This window comes from Streptomyces sp. NPDC001348 (assembly GCF_053597535.1).
The window spans coordinates 142808-157666 of record NZ_JBSFIK010000009.1 but is presented as its reverse complement, the minus strand read 5'-3'; the positions used below and the strand labels follow the sequence as shown (position 1 = coordinate 157666).

The following is a 14859-nucleotide window of genomic DNA, read 5'->3' as shown; positions in this document are numbered from 1 at the left end:
CGTCGTTGCGGAGTGCCAGAGTGGAGGCATGGATCAGGCACAGGCACGCACCTGGCTCGCCACCGCCGTCGCCGAGGCCCGCGCCGGGCTCGCCGAGGGCGGCATCCCGATCGGCGCCGCGCTCTACGGCCCCGACGGCACCCTCCTCGGCCGCGGCCACAACCGCCGGGTCCAGGACGAGGATCCCTCGGCGCACGCGGAGACCGCGGCGTTCCGCGCGGCGGGACGGCAGCGGACGTACCGCGGGACGACCATGGTGACCACCCTCTCCCCGTGCTGGTACTGCAGCGGGCTGGTCCGGCAGTTCGGCATCCCGCGGGTGGTGGTCGGCGAGGCGGTCACCTTCCACGGCGGGCACGACTGGCTCGCGGAGAACGGCGTCGAGGTGGTCCTCCTCGACGATCCCGAGTGCACGGCACTGATGCGCGGCTTCGTCGCGGAGAACCCGGCGCTGTGGCACGAGGACATTGGTGAGAGCACCGGAGAGGACACCGCGGATGACTGAGCCCTCATCCCCACCGTCGATCTGCGGCCGTGGCGGGACGGCGACCGGGACACCCGTGCCCGCATCGCCCGCACCGTGGACGAGGCCCTGCAGGCCGGCCGGGTTCCTGCTGGTCACCGGGCTGCCCGAGTTGCGGCCCCTGTGCGAGGAGTACCTCGCCCAGGCGGCCGCGCTGGAGAAGGAACTGCTGTCCCTACTCGGGTGATGTCGCTCGTGTACTTCGGGGAGTGCACCCCGGGGACGAGGGTGGAGTCCGTGCCCGCGCCGGTGGGGCGGGTGGCGTACCCGCCCGTCGACTCCCATGCGTATCTGCGGGAGAAGCTGGACTCGATCACCCTCGGGTGAGCGCCGGCGCGGGGCCCGGTGCCGGGCTACGAGCTCAGCAGCCCCAGGATCTTGTTGACGGCCTCGACGACCGGCTGGCCCACCGCCCCGACCGTCGCCGCGATGCCCGCGACCGCCATCAGCGCCCGGTGCCTCTCCTGCGGTGCCGCGTCCGGGTCGGCGGTGATGTCCGGCAGGGAGTCGTCGATGGCCTGGGCGCTGGCGGACGGGACCTGCGCCCGCAACTGCCCCACCAGCACGATCAGTTCTCCGATCGCGGCCTGCAGTTCGGGGGAGGCGGCGGGCGCGGCGGGCGCCGTCTGGTTCTTGACGATGCCCGTGTTGCCCCGCCCGCCGTGCATGGTCACGCTGTCGCCGAAGTAGTAGTTGTCGCCGCTCACGCGTGTGACACCCCCACGTTGCCCGTACCGCCGTACATGTTGACGTTGTCCCCGAAGTAGTAGTTCCGGGGGTTGACCATGAGCCGCTCCACCCGGACCTGGAACTCGGTCTCCGGGTTCTCGATCGCCTGCACGATCGATCCGACCAGGGCGTCGAGCTGGTGCGGGTCGCGGCTCGTCACCATGGCGATGGACGGGCCCGACGTCTCCACGGCCAGCACGTACTGCACCGGCGACGTCAGCACGGTGTACAGCTCGACCAGGCTGAACACCAGCGCGGCCACCGCGCCCAGCCACACGAACGTGACGATCCCGCCGGCCGCGCTCTGGCTCGCGATGCTCGTGATGCCGCCGAGGATCGTCAGGGCGAACGCCACCGACAGGATGATCCCCAGGCGCCTCAGGAAGAGCATCGTGGCTTCCTTGCGCTTCGGCTTCAGCAGGTAGGTGTACACCCGCGTCACGTTCTCCAGCGGGTACGCGCCCCCGCCGACCCAGAGCAGCCGCTTGCCGACCCGCAGATCGATGGCGGTCGCCGACAGCGGCGGAACGGCGGGCGGTGGCGGGATGTCGTAGTGCCCCGGTGGTTCGGGTCTGGCGACCGGCGGCTCGGTGCTGCTCATACGTCCCCCTGAGGTATGGGTGATGACACGACCCATCACTGACTGCTGCTCATTAACCACGCAAGGTGGCCCTGGGTGCAAGTCGTAATCAGCGGGCAACTGTGAGGCGGTTTTGACATCCTCCCCCTCTTAAGAGAGGGGGATTCCAACCCGGGTGGGTTGAGGTTCGCGGGCGCTCGAACGGCTGGCGGCCGCTGTCACCCCTCCGGCACCGGCTGTGTGCCGGGGGCGGGGGATTCCGCCCTGTCCTGCCGCGACGTTGATACTTGCGTTCTCATCGGCGTTGCAGCTGAACCCACAGGACACGCAGACGAAGTCGGCTTGGCTCTTGCGCGACTTCTTCTCGATCCATCCGCAGGCACTGCACCGAAGGGACGTAAAGGGTGCGGGAACGTCCTCCACCCGGCCCGGAGCCTTCTGCTCGGTGCGCCGCCTCAGCATGCCCCAGCCCTGAGCGAGGATGCCCCGGTTCAGCCCGGCTTTCTGCCGGCCGTTCCTGCCAGGCTGCTCGGCTGTTCCCTTCGCCGAGCGCGTCATGTTCTTGATGTCCAGCTTCTCGAACCGCACCAGCCGGTAGGACCTGGCGAGCATCGTGCTGGTCTTCTCGCACCAGTCCTTGCGCCGGTTCGCCTCCCGTGCCTTGAGCTTGGCGGCCTTCGCGTACTCGGCCGTCTTGCGGTCGCTGCCCTTGGGGGCGCGGGCGGCACGCCGCTGGTGCTTGCGGATCTGGGCGCGTTCCTTGACCGTGAGCTGCGGGCAGTTCAGCTTCCGTCCGTCGGACAGGGCGGCCGTGATGGTGACACCCCGGTCGATACCGATGACCTCGCCCGTCGTCGGAGCGTCGACCGGCTCGGGGATCACCGCGAACGCAATGTGCCACTGCCCGTTTCCGAAGGTGACCCGGAACGTCTTCGCGGCGGGCAGTCCGGCATGGGTGAGGCGGAAGCGGACCCAGCCACAGCCGGGCACCTTCACCTGCGCCCACCGCCGGTTCAGCCTCTGCACCACCACTGACCGGCCCATGACCTGCTTGCCCTTGGCATTCAGCTTCGGGCTGCCGTCTGGCTCGAACTCCGGAATTCGGTCGGTGCCGATGACGCGGAAGCCTTCGTGCACGTGCTTCCTGCGCCAGGTCGGCTCACCGAACCCGGAGGTGAAGCGGGCGTTCCTGGCTGCGGCGAAGTCCTTCAGCGCCTGCTGCTGGACGTCCGCGTTCCCCGCGCGCAGCCACTCGTTGTCATGGCGGGCCTCGGTGAGCTGGCGGCACTGCTCCGCAAAGCCGGGCGCGGACCTGCGGCCGGGCTTCCAGTGCGCGTGCTGCTCGACGGCCAGGTTCCAGACGTACCGGGCGTGCGCGCAGTGCAGCAGCATCTGCTGTGCCTGCACGGGCGTCGGGTACAGCCGGAAACGTGACATGCCACGAACCTAGCCACCCCGTTTGCCTCCCGCGCACGCCTTCGACCAACATCATCCGTGAGAGTGACCGACACCCCTGCCTTTCAGGGCGCCCCCCGACCATGGGGCCTTCAACTCGCCGTCATCACAGACTGCTTGAGGTCGTCCTCGGGTTGGTGGATGGAGACGACGAATCGCCCTGACGGCGACTCGTCCATCCCTGCCCCGCTCCGCGGGAACGCGCATTCACCCCGGCCCTGAAGGACCGGGCACCCTGCGCGAAAGACAGGGTGGAGAGTTCAGTTCTTGGGGTCGTCCTTGTCCAGGGACTTCAGGAACTCCGGGTTGTCGTCGGGCGCCACCCAGCGGCCCCCGGCCGCGCCCGGAGCGCCCGCGCGGGCACCGCGGACCTTGCCGGCGATCAGCCAGCCGAGCGGGCCGACCAGCACCTCGCCGAAGAGCAGGATGACGATCACCCAGATCACCTTCGGCATCGCGCGCACCTCCTCCTCGGGGGTGTTCAGGCAGTCCACGAAGGCGTAGATCCACACCGCCAGGACCAGCAGGAACGGCAGATACCTGAGCATGGGCGAGCGATCTCCTCGACAGGTGGCACGGCCCCGGTGACCGGGCCAGGGTAGCGGGTGGCAGATACTGGTACGCATGGCTTACGACGATCTTCGCTCCCTGCTGAGGGCACTGGAGCGCGAGGGGGACCTCAAGCGCATCAAGGCCGAGGTCGACCCGTATCTGGAGGTCGGGGAGATCGTCGACCGGGTGCAGAAGTCCGGCGGTCCCGCCCTGCTCTTCGAGAACGTGAAGGGCTCCGCGATGCCGCTGGCGATGAACGTCTTCGGCACCGACCGCCGGCTGCTGAAGGCGCTCGGCCTGAAGTCGTACGGCGACATCAGCGACAAGATCGGCGGGCTGCTGCGGCCCGAACTGCCGCACGGCTTCGTCGGTGTCCGCGAGGCCTTCGGCAAGCTCGGCGCGATGACGCACGTACCGCCGAAGAAGGTGAAGCCGGACAACGCGCCCGTGCAGGAGGTCGTCCTGCACGGCGACGAGGTGGACCTCGACCGGCTGCCCGCGCTGTTCACCTGGCCCAAGGACGGCGGCTCCTTCTTCAACCTCGGGCTCACCCACACCAAGGACCCGGAGACGGGTGTCCGCAATCTCGGGCTCTATCGCCTCCAGCGCCACGACAAGCGCACCATCGGCATGCACTGGCAGATCCACAAGGACAGCCGAAACCACTACCAGGTGGCGGCCCGGCGGGGTGAGCGGCTGCCCGTCGCCATCGCCTTCGGCTGCCCGCCCGCCGTCACCTACGCCTCCACCGCCCCCCTCCCCGGCGACATCGACGAGTACCTCTTCGCCGGGTTCATCGCGGGCAAGCGGATCGAGATGGTCGACTGCAAGACGGTCCCGCTCCAGGTCCCGGCGCACGCCGAGGTCGTGATCGAGGGCTGGCTGGAGCCCGGTGAGATGCTCCCGGAGGGCCCCTTCGGCGACCACACCGGCTTCTACACCCCGCAGGAGCCCTTCCCCGCGCTGAAGATCGACTGTGTGACGATGCGCCGCCGCCCCCTGCTGCAGTCGATCGTCGTCGGCAGGCCCCCGACGGAGGACGGCCCCCTCGGCCGCGCGACCGAGCGTTTCTTCCTCCCCCTGCTGAAGATCATCGTCCCGGACATCGTGGACTACCACCTGCCCGAGGCCGGCGGCTTCCACAACTGCGCGATCGTCTCCATCGACAAGAAGTACCCCAAGCACGCGCAGAAGGTGATGCACGCCGTCTGGGGCGCGCACATGATGTCGCTGACCAAGCTGATCGTGGTCGTCGACGCCGACTGCGACGTCCACGACCTCCACGAGGTCGCCTGGCGGGCCCTCGGCAACACCGACTACGCCCGCGACCTCACGGTCGTCGAGGGCCCCGTGGACCATCTCGACCACGCCTCCTACCAGCAGTTCTGGGGCGGCAAGGCGGGAATCGACGCGACGCGCAAGTGGCCCGAGGAGGGGTACACGCGGGACGGGGGGTGGCCGGACATGGTGGAGTCCGACCCGGAGACGGCGGCGAAGGTCGACCGCCGCTGGAAGGAGTACGGCCTGTGAGCAGCGCTTCGGCCGCGATCCCGCAGCCCGGACGCACCAAGGCGTTCCTGCGCCTGGTGATGATCGAGCACTCCGTCTTCGCCCTGCCCTTCGCGTACATCGCCTCCCTCACCGCGATGTACCAGTGGGACCGCAACATCCACTGGGGCCGGCTGCTGCTGGTCACCGTCTGCATGGTGGGCCTGCGGACCTTCGCGATGGCGGTCAACCGGATCATCGACCGCGAGATCGACGCGCGGAACCCGCGCACCGCCCACCGCGAGCTGGTGACCGGCGCGATGTCGGTGAAGCACGCCTGGACGGGCGCCCTGATCGCCCTGGTCGTCTTCCTCGGCGCGGCGGCCCTGCTGAACCCGCTGTGCCTGGCCCTGGCCCCCATCGCGGTGATCCCGATGGTGGTCTACCCCTACGGCAAACGCTTCACGAACTTCCCGCAGGCCATCCTGGGGCTCGCCCAGGCGATGGGCCCGGTCGGCGGCTGGCTGGCGATCAGCGGCGCGTGGTCCTGGGACGCGGTGATCCTCGGCCTCGCGGTCGGTGTCTGGATCGGCGGCTTCGACCTGATCTACGCCTGCCAGGACGTCGAGACCGACCGGGAGATCGGCGTCATGTCGGTCCCGGCCCGCTTCGGCATCCCCGCCGCCATCTGGGGCGCGCGGGTCTGCCACGCGATCACGACGGCCCTGTTCGTCTGGTACGCCCTCGCCACCCACGCCGGCCCCTTCTTCTGGCTCGGCCTGGTGATCGTCGCGGGCGCCTTCGGCTACGAGCACCGGATCGTCCGCCCGCACGACCTGTCCCGTCTGAACAGGGCGTTCTTCAGCGTCAACGGGTTCATCGGGATCGCTCTGTTCGTGTGCGCGCTGCTCGATCTGCTGGTGCGCGGCCTCACGGTGTAGTCCGTTCGGGTGAGAGCCGTGCCCCGCCGGGCCCGGCCGACTGTCCCGGAAGGCACCCCACCCGTCCTGAACACCACTCGCCCCGCCGGTACGCTCAAGAGGTGAACGCAGGAGAAACGCAGCGCGTGCCTTGGATCGTGGGGGTGTCCGGAGCATCCGGGACGCCGTACGCGGCAGCGGTGCTGCGGGCACTGCTGGAGGCGGGGGAGCCGGTCGACCTCGTGGTGTCGAGGGCGTCGCGGCTCACGCTGCTGGACGAGACGGGGATCTCGTTCCGGGACGCGCACTGGCGGGACGACCTGCGGGAATGGCTGGCCAGGGGGGCCGACGGCAAGCCGGACACCTTCCAGGCGGACGTCACGGGGGTGCGGTACTGGAGCGCGGGGGACCTGGCCGCCGGACCGTCCTCGGGGTCGTACCCGGTGCGGGGGATGCTCATCGTGCCCGCCTCCACCGCCTGCGTGGCCGGGGTCGCGCTGGGGCTGTCGAAGGACCTGCTGCAGCGGGCCGCGAGCGTCACGCTGAAGGAGCGCCGCAAACTGGTGGTCGCCGTACGGGAGACCCCGCTGAACGGGCAGACGCTGCGTCATCTGGTCGCCCTGGACGACGCGGGCGCGACCGTGGTGCCGACCTCACCGGCCTTCTACGCGGGCGCGACGCACATCCAGGACCTGGTGGACTTCGTCGCCGGACGCGTCCTCGACGCGGCGGGTGTGCGGCACCGGCTCTACCGCCGCTGGCAGGGAGAACTCGGCGGCGGCGAAGCAACCCGTAAGACCTGAGCGCCATCTGAGCAAGTCGCAGTACCTCTCATCTCACCAAGAACATTTCACCGGAAGGCTTCGATCGCATGGACGCGGTGGACAGGCAGCTCATCCAGGCCCTCAGGGAGAACGGCCGGGCCTCCTACGCGGAGCTGGGGCGCCTCGTCGGCCTGTCGGGGCCCAGCGTCACCGACCGCATCAACCGGCTGGAGGCGGCCGGCGTCATCACCGGCTACCGCGCCACCGTGAACTCCGCCTCCCTCGGCCTCGGCGTCACGGCCCTGATCGGCATCTCGCTGTCCGACGCCGCCGACCACGAGGACGTGGCCCGCCGGCTGAAGGACCTGCCGGAGATCGAGGACTGCTGGTTCATCGCCGGCGACGACTCCTTCATGCTCAAGGTGCGCTCCCCGGACGTCGACGAGCTGGAGAAGACCATCCGGCGCCTGAGCGGCACCAAGGGCGTCTCCCGGACCCGCACCACGATCGTGCTGTCCACGAAATGGGAGAACCGGGTCGGGCAGCTGCCCGAGGAGATGTAGGGGTTGGGCGGGGGCGTAACGTTGGGCGAGTTGTCGTAGAAAGGTGTTGGCATGGACGTCGGGCTCAAGCGCGAGCTGGAGGAGAAGGTCCGTTCCGGTGAGCGGCTGACCCGTGAGGACGGCATCGCGCTGTACGAGTCGGACGACCTGGCCTGGCTCGGCGGGCTCGCCCACGAGGTGCGGACGCGGAAGAACGGCGACGTCGTCCACTTCAACGTCAACCGGCACCTCAACATGACGAACGTGTGCACCGCGTCGTGCGCGTACTGCTCGTTCCAGCGCAAGCCGGGCGAGAAGGACGCGTACACGATGCGCATCGAGGAGGCGGTGAAGCTCGCCAAGGCGATGGAGGGGGAGAACCTCACCGAACTGCACATCGTCAACGGCTTGCACCCCAACCTCCCCTGGCGGTACTACCCGCGGTCCCTGCGGGAGCTGAAGGCCGCCCTGCCGAACGTGTCCCTGAAGGCGTTCACGGCCACCGAGATCCACCACTTCGAGACCATCTCGGGCCTCGGCGCGAGCGAGATCCTCGACGAGCTCATCGACGCCGGGCTCGAGTCCCTCACCGGCGGCGGCGCGGAGATCTTCGACTGGGAGGTCCGGCAGCACATCGTCGACCACCGCACCCACTGGGAGGACTGGTCGCGGATCCACCGCCTGGCGCACGAGAAGGGGCTCAAGACCCCCTGCACCATGCTCTACGGCCACATCGAGGAGCCCCGCCACCGCGTCGACCACGTGCTGCGGCTGCGCGAGCTGCAGGACGAGACGAACGGCTTCCAGGTCTTCATCCCGCTGCGCTACCAGCACGACTTCGTGGACATGCAGGACGGCAAGATCCGCAACCGCCTCCAGGCCCGGACCCGGATGGCGACCGGCGCGGAGGCCCTGAAGACCTTCGCGGTGTCCCGCCTCCTCTTCGACAACGTCCCGCACGTCAAGGTCTTCTGGGTGATGCACGGCGTGCAGACCGCCCAGCTGGCCCTGCAGCACGGCGCCGACGACATGGACGGCTCGGTCGTCGAGTACAAGATCACCCACGACGCGGACAACTACGGCACCCCGAACAAGCTGACCCGCGAGGACCTGCTCGACCTGATCCGCGACGCGGGCTTCCGCCCGGTGGAACGCAACACGCGGTACGAGATCATCCGCGAGTACGACGGCCCGGACCCGGCCCGCCGGGAGTCGCCGCAGCCGATGCGGGTGTGACTTGATACGGGCGGGAAGGATGCCCACCTCAGGGGCGCGGGGCTGTATTGACATGCGGCTCCGCCGCGCGGGCGCGACCAGCCCCCACGCGCCCGCGGACGACATGAGGTCCGAGCTCCCACGGCGGGTACTCGGACGCCATGGTGACCACGCGAGCGCCCGAGGACGCTTACACGGCAGAACCCTTCGTACCGGAGGATCGTGCCGTCGACCTGGACGGCCTCCGCGAGGCCGCCGCAGGGTGCAGGGGCTGCCCCCTGCACCGCAACGCGACCCGAACCGTCTTCGGCGAGGGCACCGCTGACGCGCGCGTGATGCTGGTCGGCGAGCAGCCCGGCGACCAGGAGGACCGGCAGGGCAAACCCTTCGTGGGCCCCGCCGGGAAGCTGCTGGACAAGGCGCTCGCCGAGGCGGGGATCGACCCGGGCGAGGCGTACGTCACCAATGCCGTCAAGCACTTCAAGTTCACCCGGGCCGAGCCCCGCAAGCGCCGCATCCACAAGGCGCCCACCCTGCGCGAGACGACCGCGTGCGGCCCCTGGCTCGCGGCCGAGCTCGCGCTGGTGGAGCCGGAGCTGATCGTGGTGCTGGGCGCCACCGCCGGGAAGGCGCTGCTCGGGTCGTCGTTCCGGGTGACCGAGGTGCGGGGCACCGTACTGGAGCGGGAGATCCACGGGCGGCGGGAGCGGCTCGTCCCCACGGTGCACCCGTCCGCGGTGCTGCGCGCCGAGGACCGGGAGGGGGCGTACCGGGGTCTGGTGGCGGATCTGAGGGTGGCTGCACACGCGCTGTCGTAATAAGTACCATCCCTGCATGCCCCTTACCTTCACGCTCGATCCCGCCGTCACGCCCGCCCTCCGCGACGGCATCCTCGACCTGTGGGCCGACGTGTCCAACGCGGGCGGAGCCGTCGGTTTCGTGGCGCCCGTGACCCGGGAGGAGATACGTCCGGAGCTGGTCAGTCACCTGGCCGCGATGGCCGAGGGCCGCCACCGCCTCCTGGTCGGGCTCGACGAGGCGGGCGAGCCGGCGGCCACCGCCTTCTTCGCCTTCAACACCCACCGGCTGAGGACCCACTGGGTGTGGCTGTACACGGTGATGGTCCACCCCCGGCACCAGGGCAAGGGGTACGGCCGCGACCTGCTGGCGGCCGCCGAGGACGCCGCCCGCGGCTTCGACGGTGTCGACGCGATACGGCTCGGCTGCCGGGGCGGGCTCGGACTCGAGCGGTTCTACGCCTCCTGCGGCTACAAGGAGGTCGGCCGGGTGCCCGGCGCGATCAGGGTGGCGCCCGGGGACGACCGGGACGACATCACGATGCTCCTGCCCCTGGGGTGAGGCGGCCGGGGTGATTCGTCCCACCCGCTTCCAGGACGGGCGGCCGGGCGTGCTTCACTGGACGGTGCCCCTTTTCGGAATCGGAAGACTGGATTGAGATGCTCCGCTACACGCTGATGCGCCTCGGTATCTTCGCGGGCTGCCTCGTGGTCGTCTGGGGCGCCGTCTACTCCGGCATCTTCCCGCGCGGCTTCGGCGCCTCGAACTTCCTGTGGGTCCTGCTGCTCGCCATGGTGATCTCCGCGCCGATCAGCTGGGTCGTGCTGCGCAAGGAGCGGGACCGCGCCTCCGTGCAGATCGTCGAGCGGGTCGACCGTGCGAAGGCCAACCTCGACGCCAACCGCAGCCAGGAGGACCTGGCCGACGACACCGCGCGGGCCCAGGACAAGACGTCCTCTTCCTCCTCCTGAGCGCAGGCCCGGGGCCGGGAGCCACGCCCCCAACTACTCTTGCCCCATGGGTGCCGTGAAGACCAAGCGGATGCCGCGCGCGGTGCGGGAGCAGCAGATGCTCGACGCGGCCGTACGGACCTTCGGCGAGCGGGGGTACATGGCCGCGTCGATGGACGAGATCGCCGAACTGGCGGGCGTGTCCAAGCCGTTGGTGTACCTGTACCTGAACTCCAAGGAAGAGCTCTTCACCGCCTGCATCCGCCGTGAGGCGAAGGCGCTCACCGAGGCGGTGCGCGACGGTATCCGGCCGGGGCTGCCTGCCGACCGCCAGCTCTGGGACGGACTCCAGGCGTTCTTCGCGCACACCGCCGAGCATCCGGACGGCTGGTCCGTACTGCACCTGCAGGCCCGCACCCACGGCGAGCCCTTCGCCGCCGAGGTGACGGCGATGCGCGAGGAGCTCGTCGCGTTCGTCACCCGGCTGATCGCCGAGGCCGCCCGGGACGCCCACCGGAACCCGGACCTCCCCGAGCGCGAGGTCGCCGGCCTCGCCGAGGCCCTGGTCGGCGCCGCCGAGTCCCTCGCCGCCTGGGCCAACGCCACCCCGGGTGTCACGGCCCGGCAGGCGGCGGCGACCCTGATGAACTTCGCCTGGGCGGGCCTGGGCGACCTCATGGACGGGCGGCCGTGGTCGCCGCCGGAGCCGTCCGTTCAGCAGGCCGGCGGGTAGACACCCCCGGCCACGTGCACCTTCTCGCCGCCCCGCAGCTCGAACCGCCCGTCGCCGTCCGCCCCGTACACCACCGTGCCCGGCAGCAGCACCGGCGCCCTGAACTCCGCCCGGACCAGCGCGGCCCGGGGCGTGCCGTGGGCGGCGAGGCAGCGGGCGACGGTCCACATGCCGTGGGCGATGGCGCGCGGGAAGCCGAAGAGGCGAGCGGTGAGGGGATGCAGGTGGATGGGGTTGCGGTCGCCGGAGGCAGCCCCGTACCGCCGGCCGACGTCCCCGGCGAGCCGCCACTCGGCGACGGCCGGCAGTACCTCCCGCAGCGGCGGGGGAGCCTCGTCCGGCGCGGCGGTTCCGGTGCTGTGCCGCGCCAGGTAGGTGCTCGTCGACTCCCACACCAGGTCCCCGCCGCTCCCGCCGTCCCGCAGCTCGGTGACGACGGTGGCCTCGGTTCCGCGCCGGTGCGGCGACAGACCGGCGATGTACACGCTGAGCTGGTACTCGCGGTCGGCCGGCAGGGCGGTGCGCCGGGTGATCTCGATCGAGGTGTGGACGAGGCCGAGCAGCGGCAGCGGGAAGTCCCGGTCGCTCATCAGACGCATGGCGAGCGGGAAGCCGAGGACGTGCGGGTAGGTGACCGGGAGCCCGTCGTCGCCGGTGGCGAAGCCGCACACCCGCTCGTACGCGGCCAGCCGGGCCAGGTCGACGCGTACGCCGGGCAGCACCAGCCGGGTGCGCGGGTAGTCGGCGTCCGGGCCGGGCCGTTTGAACGGGGAGCGCAGGGCGCCCCGGGCGAGCAGGGGAGCGAGGGCGGGGGAGCCGGTGAGGACGACGGCGGACACGGCGCCCATCAGGCCCCCAGCAGGCTCTGGCCGCAGACCCGGACGACCTGCCCGTTGACCGCGCCGGAGGCCGGATGGGCCAGCCAGGCGATGGTCTCGGCGACGTCGACGGGCAGCCCGCCCTGGGCGAGGGAGTTCATCCGCCGCCCGGCCTCCCGGATGAACAGGGGGACCGCGGCGGTCATCTTCGTCTCGATGAAGCCGGGCGCGACCGCGTTCACGGTGACCCGGTGCTCGGCCAGCGCCCTGGGCGCCAGGGACCGCACCAGCCCGGCCACCCCCGCCTTGCTCGCCCCGTAGTTCGTCTGCCCCGCGTTCCCGGCCAGCCCCGCGATCGACGCGGTCGCCACGATCCGCCCGCCGGGGCGCAGCGCGCCGCCCGCGAGCAGCGCGTCCGTGGTGCGCAGCACACTGGCGAGGTTGACCTCCAGGACCGCACTCCACCGCTCGGCGGGCATGTTGACCAGCCGCCGGTCCCGGGTGATCCCGGCGTTGTGGATCAGTACGTCGAGCCCGTCGGGCAGTGCGTCCGCGATCCGCTCACCGGCGTCGGCGGCGGTGATGTCGAGGGTGAGGGCGGTGCCGCCGAGCCGTTCGGCGACCCGGCGGGCGTCCGCCTCCGCCGCCGGTACGTCCAGTACGACGACCCGCGCCCCGTCCCTGGCCAGCGTTTCGGCGACCGCCTCCCCGATGCCGCGCGCGGCGCCGGTGACCAGCGCGGTGCGCCCGGCCAGCGGCCGCTCCCAGCCGCCGGGGGCGGTGACCTCACCGTCACCGATGCCGTCACCGACGCCGATGACCTGGCCGCTGACGTACGCCGACTTGGGGGAGAGCAGGAAGCGGAGGGTGGATTCCGCGGCGTCCGCGTCGGTGAGCCGGACCAGGTTGACGGTCCTGCCCCGCCCGATCTCCTTGCCCAGTGACCGGGTGAAGCCCTCGAGGGCCTGCTGGGCGGCGGACTGGTGGTGGTCGGCGGGGTCCAGCGGGGCGCCCAGCACCACCACCCGGCCGCTCGCGGCGACCGACCGCACCACGGGGTGCAGGGCCGAGTGCACCTCGCCCAGCGTCCCGACGTCCCGGACGCCGGTCGCGTCGAGCACGACGGCGGCGGGCTTCTCGGCACCCGAGCGCGCGCCGGATTCCGTGCTCGCGGGGAGCCCCGTGCGGGCGAGGACCGGAGCCAGGTCCAGCTCGGACTTCCCGGCGGTGAGATGGAGCAGTGGGCCGCCCAGTGAGGTCTCCCGCTCCGACCAGCGCTGCAGCGGCGCGGGCTGCGGCAGTCCCAGCCGCCGGGTCAGGAAGCGGCCGGGGGCGGTGCCGGTGAAGCTCAGGTAGCGGTCGGCCATCTGACGACTCCCAGGGGCTCAATTGCTTACTCTGGAGTAAGGTTACCGGAGGTAAGCCTACGTCACGGTGAGGAACAGGTCGAGAATGAGTCCCCTTGAGCCCCCTCGCGCCCGCCGCGTCGCGGTGATCGGCGGCACACGCGTCCCCTTCGCCCGCGCCGACGGCCCGTACGCCACCGCCTCCAACCAGGAGATGCTCACCGCCGCCCTGAACGGCCTGGTCGAGCGGTACGGCCTCCAGGCGCCCGGCGCGGTGGGGGAGCTGGTGGCCGGAGCGGTCCTCAAGCACAGCCGCGACTTCAACCTCACCCGGGAGACGGTCCTCGGCTCGGACCTCGACCCCCGCACCCCGGCCTACGACATCCAGCAGGCCTGCGGCACCGGCCTCCAGGCGATCATCGCCGCCGCCAACAAGATCGCCCTCGGGCAGACCGAGTCGGCGATCGCCGGCGGCGTCGACACCGCGAGCGACGCGCCCCTCGGCGTCAACGACGACCTGCGCCGCATCCTGCTGGAGGCACGCCGGGCGAAGTCCCTCGGCGCCCGGGTGAAGGCCCTCGCCAAGGTCCGTCCCGCCCACCTCGTCCCCGACATCCCCCGCAACGCCGAGCCGCGCACCGGCCTGTCCATGGGTGAGCACGCCGCGGTCACCGCCGGGGTCCGGGGCGTCACGCGGCAGGCCCAGGACGAACTGGCGGCGGCCAGCCACCAGCGGCTGGCCGCGGCGTACGAACGCGGCTTCTTCCAGGACCTGGTGGTGCCCTTCCGGGGACTGGCCCGGGACCAGAACCTCCGCCCCGGCTCGACGGTGGAGAAACTGGCCACGCTGAAGCCGGTGTTCGGCCTGAAGGGCCCGGAACCCACCATGACGGCGGGCAATTCCACCCCGCTCACCGACGGCGCCGCCCTGGTCCTGCTGGCGTCCGAGGAATGGGCGGCCGAACGCGGCCTGGAACCGCTGGCCTACCTCACGGCGTACGAGACGGCGGCCGTGGACTTTCCACACGGCGATGTGGCGGACGGCGAGGGCGGCCTGCTGATGGCTCCCGCGTACGCGGTCCCGCGGATGCTGGAGCGGGCGGGCCTGACGATGGCCGACTTCGACCTGATCGAGATCCACGAGGCCTTCGCCTCCCAGGTGCTGGCCACCCTCGCGGCCTGGGAGAAGCGCGGCCTGGCCCCCGTGGACCGCAGCCGCCTGAACGTGGCGGGCTCCTCCCTCGCCACCGGCCACCCCTTCGCGGCGACCGGCGCCCGGATCGTCGCGACCCTGGCCAAACTGCTGGCCGAACGGGAGGGACCGGCACGCGGACTGATCTCCGTCTGCGCGGCCGGCGGCCAGGGAGTGACGGCCATCCTGGAGCGAACGTGAGCGACCGTCACTTAACCGCCGAGATTGCACATCCCTGGCCCCGGACCATTCCC

The 14859-nt window shown here is 71.1% G+C and carries 19 protein-coding genes; 13 read left to right on the top strand and 6 right to left on the bottom strand.

Annotation, left to right across the window (positions count from 1 at the left end; translation table 11 throughout):
• Positions 1 to 28 precede the first annotated feature (28 nt).
• Genes ACWC21_RS12735 through ACWC21_RS12725 form a run of 3 tightly spaced genes read left to right on the top strand, consistent with a single transcriptional unit; the run spans position 29 to position 850 of the window.
• The gene (locus ACWC21_RS12735; protein ID WP_450880935.1) at positions 29 to 505 is read left to right on the top strand and encodes a nucleoside deaminase; all 477 of its coding nucleotides are present in this window, start codon (positions 29 to 31) and stop codon (positions 503 to 505) included.
• The gene (locus tag ACWC21_RS12730) at positions 498 to 710 is read left to right on the top strand and encodes a hypothetical protein (RefSeq protein ID WP_450880933.1); all 213 of its coding nucleotides are present in this window, start codon (positions 498 to 500) and stop codon (positions 708 to 710) included. Before ACWC21_RS12735 ends, ACWC21_RS12730 begins: the two co-directional genes overlap by 8 nt.
• The gene (locus ACWC21_RS12725; RefSeq protein ID WP_450880931.1) at positions 710 to 850 is read left to right on the top strand and encodes a hypothetical protein; all 141 of its coding nucleotides are present in this window, start codon (positions 710 to 712) and stop codon (positions 848 to 850) included. Before ACWC21_RS12730 ends, ACWC21_RS12725 begins: the two co-directional genes overlap by 1 nt.
• Before the next feature lie 26 nt (positions 851 to 876).
• Here the strand turns inward: ACWC21_RS12725 and ACWC21_RS12720 are convergent, their stop codons facing one another.
• The 4 genes from ACWC21_RS12720 to ACWC21_RS12705 all read right to left on the bottom strand — a co-directional run bounded on the left by ACWC21_RS12720 (position 877) and on the right by ACWC21_RS12705 (position 3835).
• A complete protein-coding gene (locus tag ACWC21_RS12720; RefSeq protein WP_450880929.1) occupies positions 877 to 1230 on the bottom strand; it encodes a hypothetical protein in 354 nt (117 codons plus the stop codon).
• On the bottom strand, positions 1227 to 1853 hold the full coding sequence (locus ACWC21_RS12715; protein ID WP_450880927.1) for a DUF6232 family protein: 627 nt from the start codon (positions 1851 to 1853) through the stop codon (positions 1227 to 1229). The genes ACWC21_RS12720 and ACWC21_RS12715 overlap by 4 nt, the downstream gene beginning before the upstream one ends.
• A gap of 129 nt (positions 1854 to 1982) precedes the next feature.
• Positions 1983 to 3269 carry an RNA-guided endonuclease InsQ/TnpB family protein gene (locus tag ACWC21_RS12710; RefSeq protein WP_450880925.1) on the bottom strand — a complete coding sequence of 429 codons (1287 nt, stop codon included), beginning with the start codon at positions 3267 to 3269 and terminating at the stop codon, positions 1983 to 1985.
• A 278-nt stretch (positions 3270 to 3547) separates the two neighbouring features.
• On the bottom strand, positions 3548 to 3835 hold the full coding sequence (locus ACWC21_RS12705) for a PLDc N-terminal domain-containing protein (protein ID WP_450880923.1): 288 nt from the start codon (positions 3833 to 3835) through the stop codon (positions 3548 to 3550).
• Between the two features lie 76 nt (positions 3836 to 3911).
• Between ACWC21_RS12705 and ACWC21_RS12700 the strand changes: the two genes are divergently transcribed.
• From ACWC21_RS12700 to ACWC21_RS12660, 9 genes are all read left to right on the top strand, one after another.
• Positions 3912 to 5369 (top strand): menaquinone biosynthesis decarboxylase, encoded by a 1458-nt coding sequence (locus ACWC21_RS12700; RefSeq protein ID WP_450880921.1) that lies wholly within the window; start codon positions 3912 to 3914, stop codon positions 5367 to 5369.
• Positions 5366 to 6268: a menaquinone biosynthesis prenyltransferase MqnP gene (gene mqnP, locus ACWC21_RS12695; RefSeq protein WP_450880919.1), complete on the top strand. Its 903-nt coding sequence runs from the start codon at positions 5366 to 5368 to the stop codon at positions 6266 to 6268. Before ACWC21_RS12700 ends, mqnP begins: the two co-directional genes overlap by 4 nt.
• Before the next feature lie 125 nt (positions 6269 to 6393).
• Complete coding sequence (locus ACWC21_RS12690; RefSeq protein ID WP_450880917.1) at positions 6394 to 7050, top strand: UbiX family flavin prenyltransferase; 657 nt, start codon at positions 6394 to 6396, stop codon at positions 7048 to 7050.
• A 68-nt stretch (positions 7051 to 7118) separates the two neighbouring features.
• A complete protein-coding gene (locus ACWC21_RS12685) occupies positions 7119 to 7574 on the top strand; it encodes an Lrp/AsnC family transcriptional regulator (protein WP_450880915.1) in 456 nt (151 codons plus the stop codon).
• Between the two features lie 51 nt (positions 7575 to 7625).
• Entirely contained in the window at positions 7626 to 8789 is a 1164-nt protein-coding gene (gene mqnE / locus ACWC21_RS12680; RefSeq protein WP_450880913.1) for an aminofutalosine synthase MqnE, read from the top strand.
• 140 nt (positions 8790 to 8929) lie between these two features.
• Positions 8930 to 9586 carry a UdgX family uracil-DNA binding protein gene (locus ACWC21_RS12675; protein ID WP_450880911.1) on the top strand — a complete coding sequence of 219 codons (657 nt, stop codon included), beginning with the start codon at positions 8930 to 8932 and terminating at the stop codon, positions 9584 to 9586.
• A 16-nt stretch (positions 9587 to 9602) separates the two neighbouring features.
• A complete protein-coding gene (locus tag ACWC21_RS12670) occupies positions 9603 to 10127 on the top strand; it encodes an N-acetyltransferase family protein (protein WP_450880909.1) in 525 nt (174 codons plus the stop codon).
• A 98-nt stretch (positions 10128 to 10225) separates the two neighbouring features.
• Positions 10226 to 10537 (top strand): DUF4229 domain-containing protein, encoded by a 312-nt coding sequence (locus ACWC21_RS12665; RefSeq protein WP_450880907.1) that lies wholly within the window; start codon positions 10226 to 10228, stop codon positions 10535 to 10537.
• Positions 10538 to 10583: 46 nt separating this feature from the next.
• Positions 10584 to 11249 (top strand): TetR/AcrR family transcriptional regulator, encoded by a 666-nt coding sequence (locus ACWC21_RS12660; protein WP_450880905.1) that lies wholly within the window; start codon positions 10584 to 10586, stop codon positions 11247 to 11249.
• Here the strand turns inward: ACWC21_RS12660 and ACWC21_RS12655 are convergent.
• Entirely contained in the window at positions 11231 to 12097 is an 867-nt protein-coding gene (locus ACWC21_RS12655) for a MaoC family dehydratase (RefSeq protein ID WP_450880903.1), read from the bottom strand. The genes ACWC21_RS12660 and ACWC21_RS12655 overlap by 19 nt on opposite strands.
• Entirely contained in the window at positions 12097 to 13434 is a 1338-nt protein-coding gene (locus ACWC21_RS12650; protein WP_450880901.1) for a 3-oxoacyl-ACP reductase, read from the bottom strand. The genes ACWC21_RS12655 and ACWC21_RS12650 overlap by 1 nt, the downstream gene beginning before the upstream one ends.
• Before the next feature lie 85 nt (positions 13435 to 13519).
• On the opposite strand from ACWC21_RS12650, the gene ACWC21_RS12645 reads away from it, so the two are divergent.
• On the top strand, positions 13520 to 14806 hold the full coding sequence (locus ACWC21_RS12645) for an acetyl-CoA C-acetyltransferase (RefSeq protein WP_450880899.1): 1287 nt from the start codon (positions 13520 to 13522) through the stop codon (positions 14804 to 14806).
• Positions 14807 to 14859 lie beyond the last annotated feature (53 nt).